We start from the raw sequence: 14,054 nt of genomic DNA, 5'->3' as shown, positions 1-14,054 counted from the left end.
CGCGAGAAGCGTCCGGGGGCGACGTCGTCCAGGGGACGCGCGGTCGTGCCGGCGCGTCAGGTGGCGCTCGGGTCCCCGGTGGCCGCGATGGCGTTCCCGGGCGCGCCCGGCGCCGCGCCGCCGGCGACGGCGGTCGGGTTGCCGATGCCGGGACCGGCCGCGGTGACGCCCGACGTCCGGCCGCTGAGGTAGCGGGACAGCCAGCGGGCCACGGCGGTCAGCGCCCAGTTGATGACGATGAAGATCAGCGCCGCGACCGTCAGCGTCTGCAGGTTGTTGCTGTTGCCGTTGCCGAAGATCTGCGCCGCCCGCAGCAGCTCGTTGTAGGTGATGATCTGGCCGAGCGCGGTGTCCTTGAGGACCACCACGAGCTGGGACACCAGGGCCGGCAGCATCGCGATGAGGGCCTGGGGGAGCTGGATCGACCGCAGCACCTGCCCGCCCGTGAGGCCGACCGCGAGGCCGGCCTCCGACTGGCCCTTCGGCAGGTTGCCGACGCCCGCCCGGACGAGCTCCGCGATGACGGAGCCGTTGTAGAGGACGAGGGCGATCACGACGGCGAGGAAGGCCGGGTCGTCGCTGATCCGGTTGAACCCGAACAGCAGCCAGAAGAAGACCATCATGAGCAGCACCGGCACGGCGCGGAAGAACTCCACGACCACGCCGCTGACCCAGCGGACGGCGCGCACGCGCGCGAGGCGCCCAGACCCGAAGATGAGGCCGAAGACCACCGCGCCGACGATGGCGAACCCCGCGGCGCGCAGCGTGTTCTGCAGGCCCGGGATGAAGTAGTTCTGCCAGGCGCTGGAGGTGAAGATCGGCTCCCACAACGCTGCGGCGAACTGGCCCTTGGCGGCGAGCTGGGCCACGACGAGCGCGGCGATGCCGAGCACGACGAGCGCACCCACGACGTTGCCGAGCACGATGAACCGGCGCGCCCGGGGGCCGGGCGCGTCGAAGAGGACGGAATGCTGAGAGCTCATCGACGCACCGCCAGTCGGTTCGAGAGATAGGTGGTGAGCAGGCCGATGGGGATCACGAGCACCGCGAATCCGATCGCGAAGATCATGAAGATCGCGTAGATGTAGTTCGCGTTGCTCTCGATCATCTCCCGCATGAGGGTCGAGGTCTCCGTGGAGACGCTCACCGCCACCGCGACCGTCGAGTTCTTCAGCAGGGCGATCAAGGTGTTCCCGAGGGGCGCGATCGCGCCCCGGAACGCCTGCGGCAGGATGATCAGCCGGGCGGCGGGCAGGAACGACAGCCCGATCGCGCGGGCGGCCTCCGCCTGGCCCAGCGGGACGGTGTTGACGCCCGAACGGATCGCCTCGCACACGAACGCGGCGTGGTAGACCGTCAGGCCGATGACGCCGAACCGGAAGAAGTTCTGCGCGAAGTCGTCGGACAACGTGATCTGCAGCTGCGTCCAGACCGCGAGGAACAGGAACGTCATGATCACGGTCAGCGGCGTGTTGCGCAGGATGTTCACGTAGGCCGCGCCGGCCCACTGCAGGCTCGCGATGGGCGAGATCCGCATGAGCGCGAGCACGGTGCCGAGGATCAGCGAGAAGATCGCCGCCCAGAACGTCAGCTGGATGTTGACCCAGAACGCGCCGGGCACGTCGTAGAGCGCGAAGAGCTCGCCGATCTGGGACAGGAAGTCACCCACGGTGTGTCAGCCTCCCGGAGGGTGGTGTGCGGGCGGAGCCGCGGTGGACGGGCTGGTGATCGACGAACGAGGGGAGCGGCGCGGCGGCGCCGCTCCCCTCGTGCCGATCGGACGGTCGGACGGCCTCGTCAGGCGCAGGCGTCCGGCGTCGGCGGGTTGAGGTCGGCGTTGGGCGTGTACCCGGTGCCCTCGGTGTTCGCCTGGACGGCCTTCTCCCACGACCCGTCGTCGATCATCGACGTGATGGCCGCGTTGATGTCCTCGCAGGTGTCGTTGTCCTGGGGCAGGCCGACGCCGTAGTTCTCCTCGGAGAACGGGTTGCCGACGACCTTCACCTTGCCCTTGTTGGCGGGCTGGGCGGCCAGGCCGGCGAGGATGATGTCGTCCGTCGTCACGGCGTCGACCTGGCCGGCCGTGAGCGCGGTGACGCACTCGGCGTAGCCCGGGCGCTCGACGAGCTGCACGTCGGTCGCGTACTCGTCCTTGATGCGCTGCGCCGACGTCGAGCCGGTCACGGAGCAGAGGTTCTTGCCCTTCAGCGACTCCGGGCCGGTGATGTCGGTGTTGTCCTCGGCGACGAGGAGGTCCTGGCCGGCGATGAAGTACGGACCCGCGAACGCGACCTGCTCCTTGCGCTCGTCGGTGATGGAGTAGGTCGCGAAGATCATGTCGACCTGGCCGGTCTGCAGCATCGTCTCGCGGTTGGCCGACGGCGCCTCGACCCACTCGATCTGGTCCTCGGAGTAGCCGAGCTTCTCCGCGACGTACCGGGCGACGTCGGTGTCGAAGCCGGTGTACTCGCTGCCGTCCTGGTAGCCCAGGCCCGGCTGGTCGAACTTGATGCCGATCTTGATGGAGTCGCCGCCCCCGGCGCCGCCGGTCTCCTCGCCGTCGCCACCGCCGCCCCCGACCTCGCCGCCGCCGCAGGCGGCGAGCGTGAGTGCGGTCAGTGCGGCGAGCGCGGCGGCCCCTGCGTGTCGTGTGCGCATCGTTCTTACCCTTCGTTGTGGTCGCCCGTACGGGCCGGGGACGCCGATGTCAGGTCCCGGACCGCGCGGCCGGCGGGGGTTCCCGCCCTGTGCGTGGGTGTGGTCAGGTCAGTGGGAGAGGATCTTGGACAGGAAGTCCTTCGCCCGGTCGCTCTTGGGCGCGGTGAAGAACTCCTCGGGCGTGGCCTCCTCGACGATCTGGCCGTCGGCCATGAAGACGACGCGGTTCGCGGCCTTGCGGGCGAAACCCATCTCGTGCGTGACGACGATCATCGTCATGCCCTCCTTCGCGAGGGCGACCATGACGTCCAGGACCTCGTTGATCATCTCCGGGTCGAGCGCCGAGGTGGGCTCGTCGAAGAGCATCACCTTGGGCTTCATCGCCAGCGCCCGGGCGATGGCGACGCGCTGCTGCTGCCCGCCGGAGAGCTGGGCGGGCATCTTCTGGGCCTGGTTCTTGACCCCGACCCGGTCGAGCAGCTCGAGAGCGCGCTCCTTCGCAGCGCCCGTGCGCTCCTTGCGGACCTTGACCGGCCCGAGCGTGACGTTCTCCAGGATCGTCTTGTGCGCGAAGAGGTTGAACGCCTGGAACACCATGCCGACGTCGGCCCGCAGCTTCGCGAGGGCCTTGCCCTCCTCCGGCAGGGGCTGCCCGTCGATGTGGATCTCCCCGGAGTCGATCGTCTCGAGCCGGTTGATCGCCCGGCACAGGGTCGACTTCCCGGAGCCCGACGGGCCGATGACCACGAGCACCTCGCCCTTGCGCACGGTGAGGTCGATGTCCTGCAGCACGTGCAGCTCGCCGAAGTGCTTGTTGACGTTCTTCAGCTCGACGAGCGGCGCGCCGAGGGAGGACGACGTCTCGGCAGGGTCGGTCGTCGTGGTCGCATCGCCGTGATCCATCTCTCGAACCTATCCACTCGGTGTTTCCGCGACCAGCACCGGGTTGTCCGGTTCCGCAACGGTTCAGTAACAGTGCACACGCGGTGTGCGCGGTCCGAGTCCCTGCGGCGGAGGCCGCGTGTCTCGAGCGTCGCGGGTCGGACGTCGTGGGGCGACGTCGTCGAGCGGTGCTCTCGAGCGATGGGGTGGGTCACCTCGTCGGGGCCCGGCCGTCGGGCACCGTACCCTAGATGCGATGTCCAGTACCACGCAGAGCCCCGCCGTGTCGGCCCGTCCCACGGACGTGTCGCCCGTCCAGCGCACCTATCTCGTGCGCACCCTGGGCTGCCAGATGAACGTGCACGACTCGGAGCACATGGCCGGCATGCTCGAGCAGGCCGGCTACTCGCGTGCCACCGCCGCCGACGAGGCGGCGAGCCGTGCCGACGTCGTGGTGATCAACACCTGCGCGGTGCGCGAGAACGCCGCGACCCGGCTCTACGGGAACCTCGGGCAGCTCGCCGGGATCAAGGCGGACCGGCCGGGGATGCAGATCGCCGTGGGCGGCTGCCTCGCGCAGAAGGACCGCGGCGAGATCGTGTCCAAGGCCCCGTGGGTGGACGTCGTCTTCGGCACGCACAACCTGGACGCGCTGCCGGTCCTCCTCGAGCGGGCCCGGCACAACGCCGAGGCGCAGGTGGAGATCGCGGAGTCGCTGCAGGTCTTCCCCTCGACGCTGCCCACGCGACGCGAGTCCGTCTACGCGGGCTGGGTCTCGATCTCGGTCGGCTGCAACAACACGTGCACGTTCTGCATCGTGCCGCACCTGCGCGGCAAGGAGCGCGACCGCCGGCCGGGGGAGGTCCTGGCCGAGGTCGAGGCGCTCGTGGCCGCCGGCGCCGTCGAGGTCACCCTGCTGGGCCAGAACGTCAACAGCTACGGCGTCGAGTTCGGCGACCGCGGTGCGTTCGCGAAGCTGCTGCGCGCCTGCGGGACCATCGAGGGGCTGGAGCGGGTGCGCTTCACGTCCCCGCACCCGGCGGCGTTCACCGACGACGTGATCGCGGCGATGGCCGAGACGCCGAACGTCATGCCCAGCCTGCACATGCCGCTGCAGTCCGGCTCGGACCGCGTGCTGCGAGCCATGCGCCGGTCGTACCGGTCGGCCAGGTTCCTCGGCATCCTCGACCGCGTGCGCGACGCCATGCCGGACGCCGCGATCACGACCGACATCATCGTGGGCTTCCCGGGGGAGACCGAGGAGGACTTCCGCGAGACGCTGCGCGTCGTGGAGGCCTCGCGGTTCAGCTCGGCGTTCATGTTCCAGTACTCGCCGCGCCCCGGCACGCCGGCCGCGACCATGGACGAGCAGCTGCCCAAGGAGGTCGTGCAGGAGCGGTTCGAGCGCCTGCTGGCCCTCCAGGAGCGCATCGCCGGCGAGGAGGCCGCGCGCCAGGTCGGGCGCACGCTCGACGTGCTCGTCTCCGAGGGGGCGGGGAAGAAGGACGGCGCCACGCACCGGCTCTCCGGCCGGGCCCCCGACAACCGGCTCGTGCACCTCGCGCTGCCCACCGCCCTGCTCGACGACGTCGCCGCCGGGGCCGAGGGCCTCGCCGGGGCGCCCACGTCCCTCGACGACCCCCGGCTCGCCGACGCCGCGTCGCTCGACCCGCGCCTGCCGCGGCCGGGCGACGTCGTGACCGTGGGGGTCACGCGGTCGGCCCCGCACTTCCTCGTCGCCGACGCGGTGCTCGACGGCGGCGCGTACGCCGTGCGCCGCACCCGGTCGGGCGACGCGTGGGCGCAGCGGGAGACGGCGCGCCTCGGCGGGGGCGAGGACGAGCACTCCCACGGCGCGGCGCCGTCCTCGGGCCCGGTCGTGCTCGGGATGCCCTCGCTCCGGGGCTGACCGGCGGCCCGTGGGGCCTCCGGTGGGTGGGCGTCCGGCCGGTCAGGCCTGGTCGTCGAGCCCCGACCCGCCGGGCGTCATCGCGCCCACGGTGCTGAAGAACTGCGACGACGTGACGAGGCCGCACGACACCGTGGCGGCGAGCTGCTCGTCCGTCGCGCCGTGCTCGAAGTCCACCGACACCTCGGCGTAGAGCGCGAGCCCCTCGCCCTCCGCCCGTGCGTACACCTTGGGCCACACCCGCTCGCGGTTCCAGTCGTTCACGGCCTGCAGCACCGCCAGCCGGGCGCCCTCGGGCACCGTCCCGGCCCAGCGGCCGCGCACCTGCAGGATCTCGTCGTGGTCGCCGAGCAGCAGGAACCAGAACCGGTTGCCGTCCCAGGTGCCCGTCACGTCGCCGTCGTCGTCCGTGCGGAACCGGTAGCCGCGGCGGGACAGGTCGTCCGCGACACGGGCGTGGGACAGGGGCCTCGGTGCCGTGCCGCGCGGGCGCGAGGGCGCGCGTTCCCCGCGGGCGGCCACGCGAGCGCCGGCGTCCTGCACGGCACGACCGACCGCGTCAGCCGCACGCCGGACGCCGCCGAGCAGGCGGCGGGCGGTGCCGCCGGACCGGGCGGTGCCGGTCACGATCCGTCCCTCAGGGGGTCGCGGAACGTCGTGTCGAGGTGCTCGAAGAACATCGACCCCGTACTGAGGCCGCACTGCAGCAGCTGGTCGAGCTGCGCCTCGCCGACCGCGCTGCCCACGTCCACCGTGACCTCGGCGCACACCACGACGGAGCCGTCGTCGCGTACGCGCACGTACGTCTTGGGCCAGATCCGCTCGGCGTTCCACTCGTTGCAGAGCTCGAGGATCTCGCCGAGGCGGTCGATGCTGAGGTCCCGGTGCCACTGGCCGCGGACCTGGAGCACCTCCGACCGCTCGCCGAGCACGAGGAAGTAGAAGAGCCAGCCGTGCCAGAGCCCGCCGACGTCACCGTCGGAGTCGACGAAGTAGGAGAACCCGGACCGTTCCAGCCAGTCCGTCACGCGGTCGCGCGACAACGGGGCCAGCGCGTCGTCCGCGCCGACGTGGTCGGCGAGCAGACCCTCGATCCGGTCGTGGAGCTCGTCGTCCCGAAGGTCGCCCACGAGCTCGTCCTCCCGGCCGACGGAGGTCGGCCGGATCCTGCTTGCCCGGCGTGAACCGAAGAACCTCACCCGTCCACGCTACACGCCGGGACCCGAGGCGGGGCTCGTGCACCGAGGGCCGGACGGCGTAGGGGCGCCGGCCCGCGACGGCTGCCGGGGCGGCGGGAGGGGCCGAGGGTAGGTTGGGCGCGTGCCAGCCCGTGCCGTCGTCCTGCCCGGAACGTCCCTGCTCGTGCCCGGTGCCGGCGGCGGCGCCGACCTCCTCGGCGACGTCCGTGTCGTGGTGGCGGGCGCCCTCGACCGACTGGTGGCCGCGTCCGTCGCCCTGGCACCGCCGGGCGGGGACGGTGACGCACCTCTCGTGGTGCTGGCCCCCGTCCCTCGGGGAGCGAGCGGCGGGTTCGGCCGGCGGCGGCCCTCCCTCGCGGGGGCGGGCATCGCCGACCGCTGGGTGCCCGACGTCGCCGCGTGGGCCGGAGCGGACCCGGCCCCCGTCCCGCCCGCGCACGTCCCGGCATCGGTGGCGCTGCTCGCGCTGCGCGCGGCGGCGCGACGGGCGGGGCACGACGGGCCGCCGGACGTCGTGGTGCTCGAGGTGTCCGACGCCGCCGAGGTGCCGGCCGAGGCCGTCACCGCGCTGCGCCGCGCCCCCGCGGTCGTCGTCGCGGGGGGTGCGGCGCCCGGGACCCCGGGCGCCGCGGCGGTGCCCGACCCGGCACCCGACCCGGCCCCCGGCCCGGCACCTGGCCCGGTGTCGGGCGGCCCCGTGCTCCTCGCCCCGGCGGTCGCGGCCCTGCTGGACGTCGCCGCCGCGCCGGGGCGGTGGTCGTGGCGCGTGACGACCGTCCCCGGCGGGCACGAACACCTGCCGGCGTCCTACGGGGTCGCCGAGGGCAGCGCGGGCTGACCTGCGCGTCAGGGCACGAGCGACGCGGCGACCGCGTCGGCCTCCTCGGTGCGACCCAGACCCCGGAGCGTCCCGACGAGCTCGTCCGCGACGGAGGCCAGGTCGGCTCGCGCGCCCGTCGCCGCGAGGCCCTCCAGGGCCGCGCGCAGCGGGTCCACCGCCGCGGTGGCGTCGCCCGCGGCCCGCAGCGCGCTGCCCGCGAGCCAGAACGCGTGGGCGGCGTCGAAGGGCAGGCCTGCGCGGCCGAACTCCTCGGCCACCGACTCCGCCTGGCGCGCCGCCTCGGCGTGCCGCCCGGCGGTCGCGAGGAGGCGGGCGTGCACGTCGCGCAGCTGTCGCTCCTCGGCCGCGACGAAGGCCGCGCGGCGGGCGGCGAGCTCCTCCGACATCGCGGGCGTCGGGGCATCGGGGACCCCGCGCGTGGCGCGCGCGACGTCGTCGTGCACCCGTTCGACGGCGGCGAGGGCGGCGTCGACGTCGCCGGCGCGCGCCTGGGCCGCGGCGGCGGCCCGGACCACGGGGCCGACGTGGGACGGGTCGGTCCCCGCGGCCCGGAGCAGGCCGACGGCCCGCGCGAACGCGGGCACCGCGCCCTCGTCGTCGCCGAGCGTGGCGGCGACCTGTGCGGCCTCCGCCAGGGCGAAGCCCGCGTCCTCGAGCCGTCCGGCCTCCTCCGCCAGGCGGGCGGCGGTGAGGTAGGCCGCGGACGCCTCGACAGGATCCGGCTCGCCCTCGGCACGCGCGAGGGCGGCGCCGACGGGGTCGGCGTCGAGGCGAGGGCCCGTCACGCCGGCGAGGTCGACCCCGGCGGGAGAGGCGGCGTCGGCCCCTGCGAGGGACGTCGCGAGCGCGTCGGGCATCGTGTCAGGGATCGTGTCGGGCGTCGCGCCCGGGACGGCGGCCGCGCGCTCGGCGGCCGCGAGCACCCCGAGCTCGACGGGCAGGCGCCGGGCCTGGCGCGCCCACGCGGCGTCGAGCAGCCGGGCGTGCCGGTCCGTGCCGTGCCGGGCGTCGAAGGCGCGGGCGATCGGCGCGATCTCGGCGCGGGCCCACGTGTCGAGCTCGGCGACCGTGCGCGCCGGGACCGCGGCGAGGTCGACGGGCGTGTCGGCGTGCGTCTCGCGCAGCACCCCGGTGGCGACCGCGACATGGGTGAGCACGGCGAGCCGCTCGCCCGGCGAGTCGGACACCGTGAGGTGCTCGGGGTAGGTGTGCAGCAGGCGCAGGGCGCGCTCGGGGTGCCCGGTCCGCGCGAGGAACTCCACGTGGCGGGAGGCGGCGACCTCCTTCGAGACGGCGGCGTCGAGATGGCTCGTCGCGCTGCGGTGCACGGCGGCGGCGCCCGAGGCGTCGCCCAGGTCCAGCAGGAGCAGCTCCAGCAGGGACTCCATCCCCGCGGGCTCGTCGCCGCAGGTGGCGCCCGACGCGACGGCGGCGCTCACGACGTCGGCAGCCTCGCGCACGCGACCGGTCTCGGCGAGGTACTCCGCCTGGCCGGCGGGCAGGCAGGCGGCGCAGTCCGAGAAGGAGTCGCGGGGCGTCGTGATCCAGGTGCGGTACGCCTCCTCGGTGCCGGGGGCACCCTGGGCACGGAGCCAGGCGAACCGTTCGCCGGCGACCGCGCTGGTCCCGTTCCCGGCGAGGGCGTACCGGCGCTCCATGTCGTCGAGCGTCGCGTCGAGCTGCGCGGTCGGGACGGACGGGAAGCGCGCGAGGAGGCCCACCATCCACTTGAACGACCAGAACAGGGAGTGGGTGTCGCTGCCGTCGAACAGCTCGGGGTGGGAGTCCCACCAGCGCAGCAGCTGCGTGAACGGCAGGAACGCCTTCTCCGCCTCGGGCGTCGAGGTGTAGGAGTCCACCAGCGCGAACAGGGCGTAGGCGCGCGCCTCGTCCGGGCCCTCCGCGGTGATGCGGGCGGCCTCCTGCTCCGCGGCGGCGCTGCGCGCGACGCCGTACGGCATGCTCATGATCGTCGAGACGGCGCGGTTCGCCTCGTCCAGGGTGCGGGTCATCGGGCGTCGTCCTCGGTGTCGGTCGTGCGGGCGTCGGGCAGGGCGCGCTCCAGGAGGGTGCGCAGGGCGTCGTCGAGCAGGCCGGCCTCGGCGCCCGCCAGGGGCCGGCCCGATGCGAGCAGCGCGGTGACGTAGAGCGAGCGGGCGCCCGCGGTGCGGACCGGGGCGTCGCCGGCCGCGAGCAGCGCGCGGACGGTCGGGTTGGCGTCGTTGAGCACCAGCCGGCGGGCGCGGGCCGGGCCGGTGAGGCCGGCGAGCACGGCGCCCCACACGTCCGTGTCGTCGTCGACGGGGGCGGCGGCCTCGCGGGCCTGGCGGGCGTGCTCGCCGTCCCGGTCCGTCAGCAGCATGGCCGGGACCTCGGTCGGGGAGAAGACGCGCAGCTGGACGTCGCAGTCCTGGTCGGCGAGGTCGTCGCCCAGGGCGGCGAGCGCGTCGGTCACCTCGAGCTCGCGCAACGGCTCCACCTCGCCCAGCACGGCCTCGAGGTCGCCCGGCACCACGGGGGAGAGGTGCCACTGCGGCCGCCGCCGGGCGACGCGGGCGAGGAGGTCGGCGTCGTAGACGTACCCCGCGTTGAGCACCGGCAGGCCCTGGGCCGCGGCGACCGCGGCCACCCGGCGGTACTCCTCGACGCTGGTGGTCCACAGCACCCGCGCGGGGGCCTCCCCGTCGGCGGGCTCGGCCAGGTCGGCGAGGGTGTGCGTGCCGACGGTGGTCTCGAACGGCAGCACGCGGGCGGCCAGGTCGAGCATGGCGTCGTCCTGCACGGCCAGGGCACGGACGGCGAGGTGGTGCGTGGACAGGAAGGACCGCGCCAGCGGCGACGGCTCCGCGAGGGTGTCGAGCGTCCAGGCGCGGACCTGCTCGCCCAGCGCCTCGCGGGTGGCGAAGAGGACGTCGTCCTCGAACAGCCCCTCGCGCGAGGCCGTCGGCCGCAGGGCGGACGCGTCGACGACGCAGCGCACGAAGAACGCCCACTCGGGCAGGAGGCTCTCGACGCCCGTGCCGAGCAGCATGCGCTTGAGCGACACCCGGTGGTGCGCGGCCGTCGTGGGTGCCACGGCGGCGGGGAGCACGAACGCGACCCCGGTGAGACCGGCGACGGGCAGGTCGAGGTCGATGTGGGCCAGCGGCGTGAAGCCGAGGGTGCGCTCGCAGTACGCGGCCAGCGCCCGCGCGCGATCGGCGTCGTCCGCGTGGTGGGCGCGCCAGGGCAGCTCGTCGCCGCTGAGGCGCCGCCGCACCGTGCCGCCGTCCTCCAGGCGCACCTCGACCGACACGTCCACGGGGAGCAGCCCGCCGAAGTCGGCGGCGAGGGCCGCCACGGTGTCGGGCTCGAGCCAGTGCTCGGCGTCGCGCAGCGGGCGCAGCCGCACGACGCTCCCGGGCGCGGGGGGCACGGGGGGCGCGGTCGGGTCGGTCGGGTCGAGCTCCGTGAGCTCGTAGCGGCCGTCGGCGTACCCGCGCCACCGCACCGGCGCGGCCTGCGGGTCGCGCGCCGAGCGCGACACGAGGTCGATCTCGTCGGCGACCATGAACGCCGACAGCAGGCCGATCCCGAACTGGCCGAGGAACTCCTCGCGCCCCCCGACGAACCCGGTGCCGAGGTCGTCCGCCGACGGGCCGTCGTCGCGCTTCGAGCTGCGGCCGATGGTGGCGAGCAGGTCGCGGGCCTCGTCGGCGGTGAGGCCGACGCCCGTGTCGTGCACCTCGAGCCCGCCGTCGTCGAGCGGGCGCAGCAGCACGCGCGCGGGCGCGTCGGCGTCCAGGGCGCGGCGTGCGGTGATCGCGTCCACGCCGTTCTGCAGCAGCTCGCGCAGGTAGACGCGCGGGCTCGAGTACAGGTGCCGGCTGAGCAGCTCGACCAGGCCGCGCAGGTCGACCTGGAAGGCGTCGGTGCCGCTGGTCACCGGGCGTCGCCCGCCGTGGGCCGTGCTGCTTCCTGTGCCGCCCCCTGCGTGCCCTCGGCCGCGGGGAAGCGCTCGTCCAGCATCTCGAAGAAGGACAGGCCCGTCGCGAGGCCGCAGTCGACGATCCGCTCGAGCTGCTCGTCGTTCGCGCCGCTGCGCAGGTCGGTCGCCACCTCGGCGTAGACCACGACGGCCGACCCGTCGTCCTCCGGCCGGGCGAAGACCTTCGGCCAGATGCGCCCGACGTTCCACTCGTTGAGGAGCGCCGTGAGCGGCTCCAGCTCGGCGACCGGGAGCGTGCGGCTCCACCGGCCGCGGATCTGCAGGATCCCGTTCGGCTCCCCGACCAGCAGGAAGTAGAACGTGTTCTCGTCCCAGACGCCGCCGAGGTCGCCGTCGTCGTCGATCCCGAAGTACCACTCGCGGCGGGTCATCAGCGACTCGAGCCGCTCCCGGGTGAGCGGGGCGGGTGCGGCGGGCGCCGCGACGGTGGGCTTGGTGAAGAAGGCCATGGGTCCTCGTCCTGTGCGGGATCCCGGGCGCACGCGTGGTCGCGCCGGGCATCGTTGGGTGGCGAAGGACACCCTAACCAGGCGGTCCGACAGCGCGCCGACGGCGGGCTAGGGTCGTGGGCGTGACCGCACCGCCCCCCATCACGAGCCCGTCCGGGAGCCTGTCCGGCACGGGCGTGGTCGTCGCCGTCGTCGGCCCCACGGCGACGGGCAAGTCGGACCTGGCGCTCGACCTGGCGCAGGCACTGTCCCCGGGCGGCGCCGGTGACGTCCAGCGCGGGACGGCCGCCGCCGAGATCGTGGGCGCCGACGCGTTCCAGCTCTACCGCGGCATGGACGTCGGGACGGCGAAGGTGCCGGTCGGCGAGCGGCGCGGCATCGTGCACCACCAGCTCGACGTCCTGGACCCGCTCGAGGACGCGTCGGTGGCGCGCTACCAGGAGGCCGCGCGCGCCGACCTGGACGCGATCTCCGGTCGCGGGGCGCGGGCGGTCGTCGTGGGCGGCTCCGGCCTCTACGTGCGCGCGCTGCTCGACCACATGGACTTCCCCGGCACCGACCCGCACGTGCGGGCCCGCCTCGAGGGCCGCGCCGAGCGCGAGGGCCGCCGGGCGCTGCACGACGAGCTCGCCCGTCTCGACCCCGACGCGGCGACGTCGATCGGCCCGCACAACACCCGCCGGATCGTGCGCGCGCTCGAGGTCATCGAGCTCACCGGGCGCCCGTACACCGCCAACCTGCCGCGCCAGGAGCACGTCCGCCCGGCCGTGCAGATCGGGCTGGACTGCGACCGCGAGGTGCTCGACGCCCGTGTCGCGGGCCGGGTGGAGCGCATGTGGGACGAGGGGCTCGTCGAGGAGGTGCGGTCGCTCGCCTCGCCCGAGCAGGGCGGGACGGGGGCGGGCCTGGGCACCACGGCGGCCCGCGCCGTCGGCTACGCCGAGCTGCTCGCGTGCTGGCGCGGGGAGCTCACCCTCGACGGCGCGCGCGAGGCGATCGTCGCGAACACCCGCCGTCTGGCGCGCAAGCAGATGGGCTGGTTCGGCCGGGACCCGCGCGTGCGCTGGCTCGACGCGGGGTCGCCCGACCTGCTCGACGAGGCGCTCGCGGTGGTGCGCGCCGCCGACGCCGGGCGGCTGCCCGCGGCGGGGACGGTGCCCGTGCGCCGTAGTCTGGGCTCATGACGCTGCGCTTCACCAAGGGTCACGGCACCCAGAACGACTTCGTGCTGCTGGCCGACACCCGGGGGGACCTCGAGCTCACCCCGGACCAGGTGCGGCGGCTGGCCGACCGCCGCGCCGGGATCGGCGGCGACGGTGTCATCCGCCTCGCGCCCACCGCGGCCGTCGCGCGCGCCGGCGAGGCGGTCGCCGACCGGGTGCTCGCCGAGGAGCCCGCGGCGATCTGGTTCATGGACTACCGCAACGCGGACGGCTCGGTCGCCCAGATGTGCGGCAACGGCGTGCGCGTCTTCACGGCCTTCGCCGAGCAGCTCGGCCTCGCGGACCTCGACGACGGTCACGAGCTCGCGCTCGGCACCCGGGCCGGCGTGCGCCGGGTCCGCAAGGAGCCCGGCGGCTGGTACGCCGTGGACATGGGCTCCTGGGCGCTGCCCGGCGGGGACGCCGCGGCGTCGCGCGGCGCGGACGCCGCCGTGCTGGTGCGGGGCTGGGACACCCCGCGCCCGGCCCTGAGCGTCGACCTGGGCAACCCGCACACCGTCGTCGCCCTCGCGCGGGCCTCCGAGCTCGCCGAGGCCGACCTGACGCGGGCGCCCGAGGTCGACCCGGTGCCCCCGGAGGGCACGAACGTCGAGCTGGTCGTGCCGCTCGCGGAGACGGTGGACCCCGACGGACGGGCCGTCGGGCACGTGCGGATGCGCGTGCACGAGCGCGGCGTGGGCGAGACGCAGTCCTGCGGTACCGGGGCCTGCGCCGCGGCGCTCGCGGTGCGCACGTGGGCCGCGGCGGGTGCCGACGGCCCCGTGCCCGACGTCTGGGAGGTCGAGGTGCCCGGCGGGCTCGTGCGCGTCCGGCTGCTCGACGGTGGCCACGTCGAGCTCGCCGGCCCCGCGGAGCTGGTGTTCAGCGGCGAGACGGAGCTCGCGGAGCTCTGAGCGAGGGCCGCC

13 protein-coding genes are annotated in these 14,054 nt (G+C 74.7%); 4 read left to right on the top strand and 9 right to left on the bottom strand.

Annotated features, from left to right (window positions below; all coding sequences use genetic code 11):
- Positions 1-56: 56 nt before the first annotated feature.
- The 4 genes from ACFQ80_RS09280 to ACFQ80_RS09265 all read right to left on the bottom strand — a co-directional run bounded on the left by ACFQ80_RS09280 (position 57) and on the right by ACFQ80_RS09265 (position 3,561).
- Positions 57-983: an amino acid ABC transporter permease gene (locus ACFQ80_RS09280; RefSeq protein ID WP_430552594.1), complete on the bottom strand. Its 927-nt coding sequence runs from the start codon at positions 981-983 to the stop codon at positions 57-59.
- Entirely contained in the window at positions 980-1,669 is a 690-nt protein-coding gene (locus tag ACFQ80_RS09275) for an amino acid ABC transporter permease (RefSeq protein ID WP_430552593.1), read from the bottom strand. Before ACFQ80_RS09275 ends, ACFQ80_RS09280 begins: the two co-directional genes overlap by 4 nt.
- A 128-nt stretch (positions 1,670-1,797) precedes the next feature.
- Complete coding sequence (locus tag ACFQ80_RS09270) at positions 1,798-2,658, bottom strand: glutamate ABC transporter substrate-binding protein (RefSeq protein ID WP_430552592.1); 861 nt, start codon at positions 2,656-2,658, stop codon at positions 1,798-1,800.
- Between the two features lie 108 nt (positions 2,659-2,766).
- Complete coding sequence (locus tag ACFQ80_RS09265) at positions 2,767-3,561, bottom strand: amino acid ABC transporter ATP-binding protein (protein WP_430552591.1); 795 nt, start codon at positions 3,559-3,561, stop codon at positions 2,767-2,769.
- A 235-nt stretch (positions 3,562-3,796) separates the two neighbouring features.
- Between ACFQ80_RS09265 and miaB the strand changes: the two genes are divergently transcribed.
- A complete protein-coding gene (miaB, locus tag ACFQ80_RS09260) occupies positions 3,797-5,449 on the top strand; it encodes a tRNA (N6-isopentenyl adenosine(37)-C2)-methylthiotransferase MiaB (protein ID WP_430563439.1) in 1,653 nt (550 codons plus the stop codon).
- Between the two features lie 42 nt (positions 5,450-5,491).
- Here miaB and ACFQ80_RS09255 read toward each other — a convergent pair whose 3' ends face one another.
- Entirely contained in the window at positions 5,492-6,076 is a 585-nt protein-coding gene (locus ACFQ80_RS09255) for a YbjN domain-containing protein (RefSeq protein WP_430563438.1), read from the bottom strand.
- Positions 6,073-6,579 (bottom strand): YbjN domain-containing protein, encoded by a 507-nt coding sequence (locus tag ACFQ80_RS09250; RefSeq protein WP_430552588.1) that lies wholly within the window; start codon positions 6,577-6,579, stop codon positions 6,073-6,075. Before ACFQ80_RS09250 ends, ACFQ80_RS09255 begins: the two co-directional genes overlap by 4 nt.
- A 190-nt stretch (positions 6,580-6,769) precedes the next feature.
- Here ACFQ80_RS09250 and ACFQ80_RS09245 point away from each other — a divergent pair, with 190 nt between their 5' ends.
- Positions 6,770-7,486, top strand: coding sequence for a hypothetical protein (locus tag ACFQ80_RS09245; RefSeq protein ID WP_430563437.1), 717 nt, complete (start codon positions 6,770-6,772; stop codon positions 7,484-7,486).
- Between the two features lie 8 nt (positions 7,487-7,494).
- Here ACFQ80_RS09245 and ACFQ80_RS09240 read toward each other — a convergent pair whose 3' ends face one another.
- Genes ACFQ80_RS09240 through ACFQ80_RS09230 form a run of 3 tightly spaced genes read right to left on the bottom strand, consistent with a single transcriptional unit; the run spans position 7,495 to position 11,926 of the window.
- Positions 7,495-9,501 carry a hypothetical protein gene (locus ACFQ80_RS09240; RefSeq protein WP_430563436.1) on the bottom strand — a complete coding sequence of 669 codons (2,007 nt, stop codon included), beginning with the start codon at positions 9,499-9,501 and terminating at the stop codon, positions 7,495-7,497.
- Positions 9,498-11,414 carry an HSP90 family protein gene (locus ACFQ80_RS09235; RefSeq protein ID WP_430563435.1) on the bottom strand — a complete coding sequence of 639 codons (1,917 nt, stop codon included), beginning with the start codon at positions 11,412-11,414 and terminating at the stop codon, positions 9,498-9,500. The genes ACFQ80_RS09240 and ACFQ80_RS09235 overlap by 4 nt, the downstream gene beginning before the upstream one ends.
- Positions 11,411-11,926 carry a YbjN domain-containing protein gene (locus ACFQ80_RS09230; protein WP_430552584.1) on the bottom strand — a complete coding sequence of 172 codons (516 nt, stop codon included), beginning with the start codon at positions 11,924-11,926 and terminating at the stop codon, positions 11,411-11,413. Before ACFQ80_RS09230 ends, ACFQ80_RS09235 begins: the two co-directional genes overlap by 4 nt.
- A 122-nt stretch (positions 11,927-12,048) precedes the next feature.
- Between ACFQ80_RS09230 and miaA the strand changes: the two genes are divergently transcribed.
- On the top strand, positions 12,049-13,110 hold the full coding sequence (gene miaA, locus ACFQ80_RS09225; RefSeq protein WP_430563434.1) for a tRNA (adenosine(37)-N6)-dimethylallyltransferase MiaA: 1,062 nt from the start codon (positions 12,049-12,051) through the stop codon (positions 13,108-13,110).
- Positions 13,107-14,042 carry a diaminopimelate epimerase gene (gene dapF / locus ACFQ80_RS09220; protein ID WP_430563433.1) on the top strand — a complete coding sequence of 312 codons (936 nt, stop codon included), beginning with the start codon at positions 13,107-13,109 and terminating at the stop codon, positions 14,040-14,042. The genes miaA and dapF overlap by 4 nt, the downstream gene beginning before the upstream one ends.
- Positions 14,043-14,054 lie beyond the last annotated feature (12 nt).

The sequence above is a fragment of the Isoptericola sp. NPDC056578 genome, assembly GCF_042793275.1.
Lineage (GTDB): Bacteria > Actinomycetota > Actinomycetes > Actinomycetales > Cellulomonadaceae > Isoptericola.
This window is presented reverse-complemented; position numbering and strand designations above follow the sequence as displayed.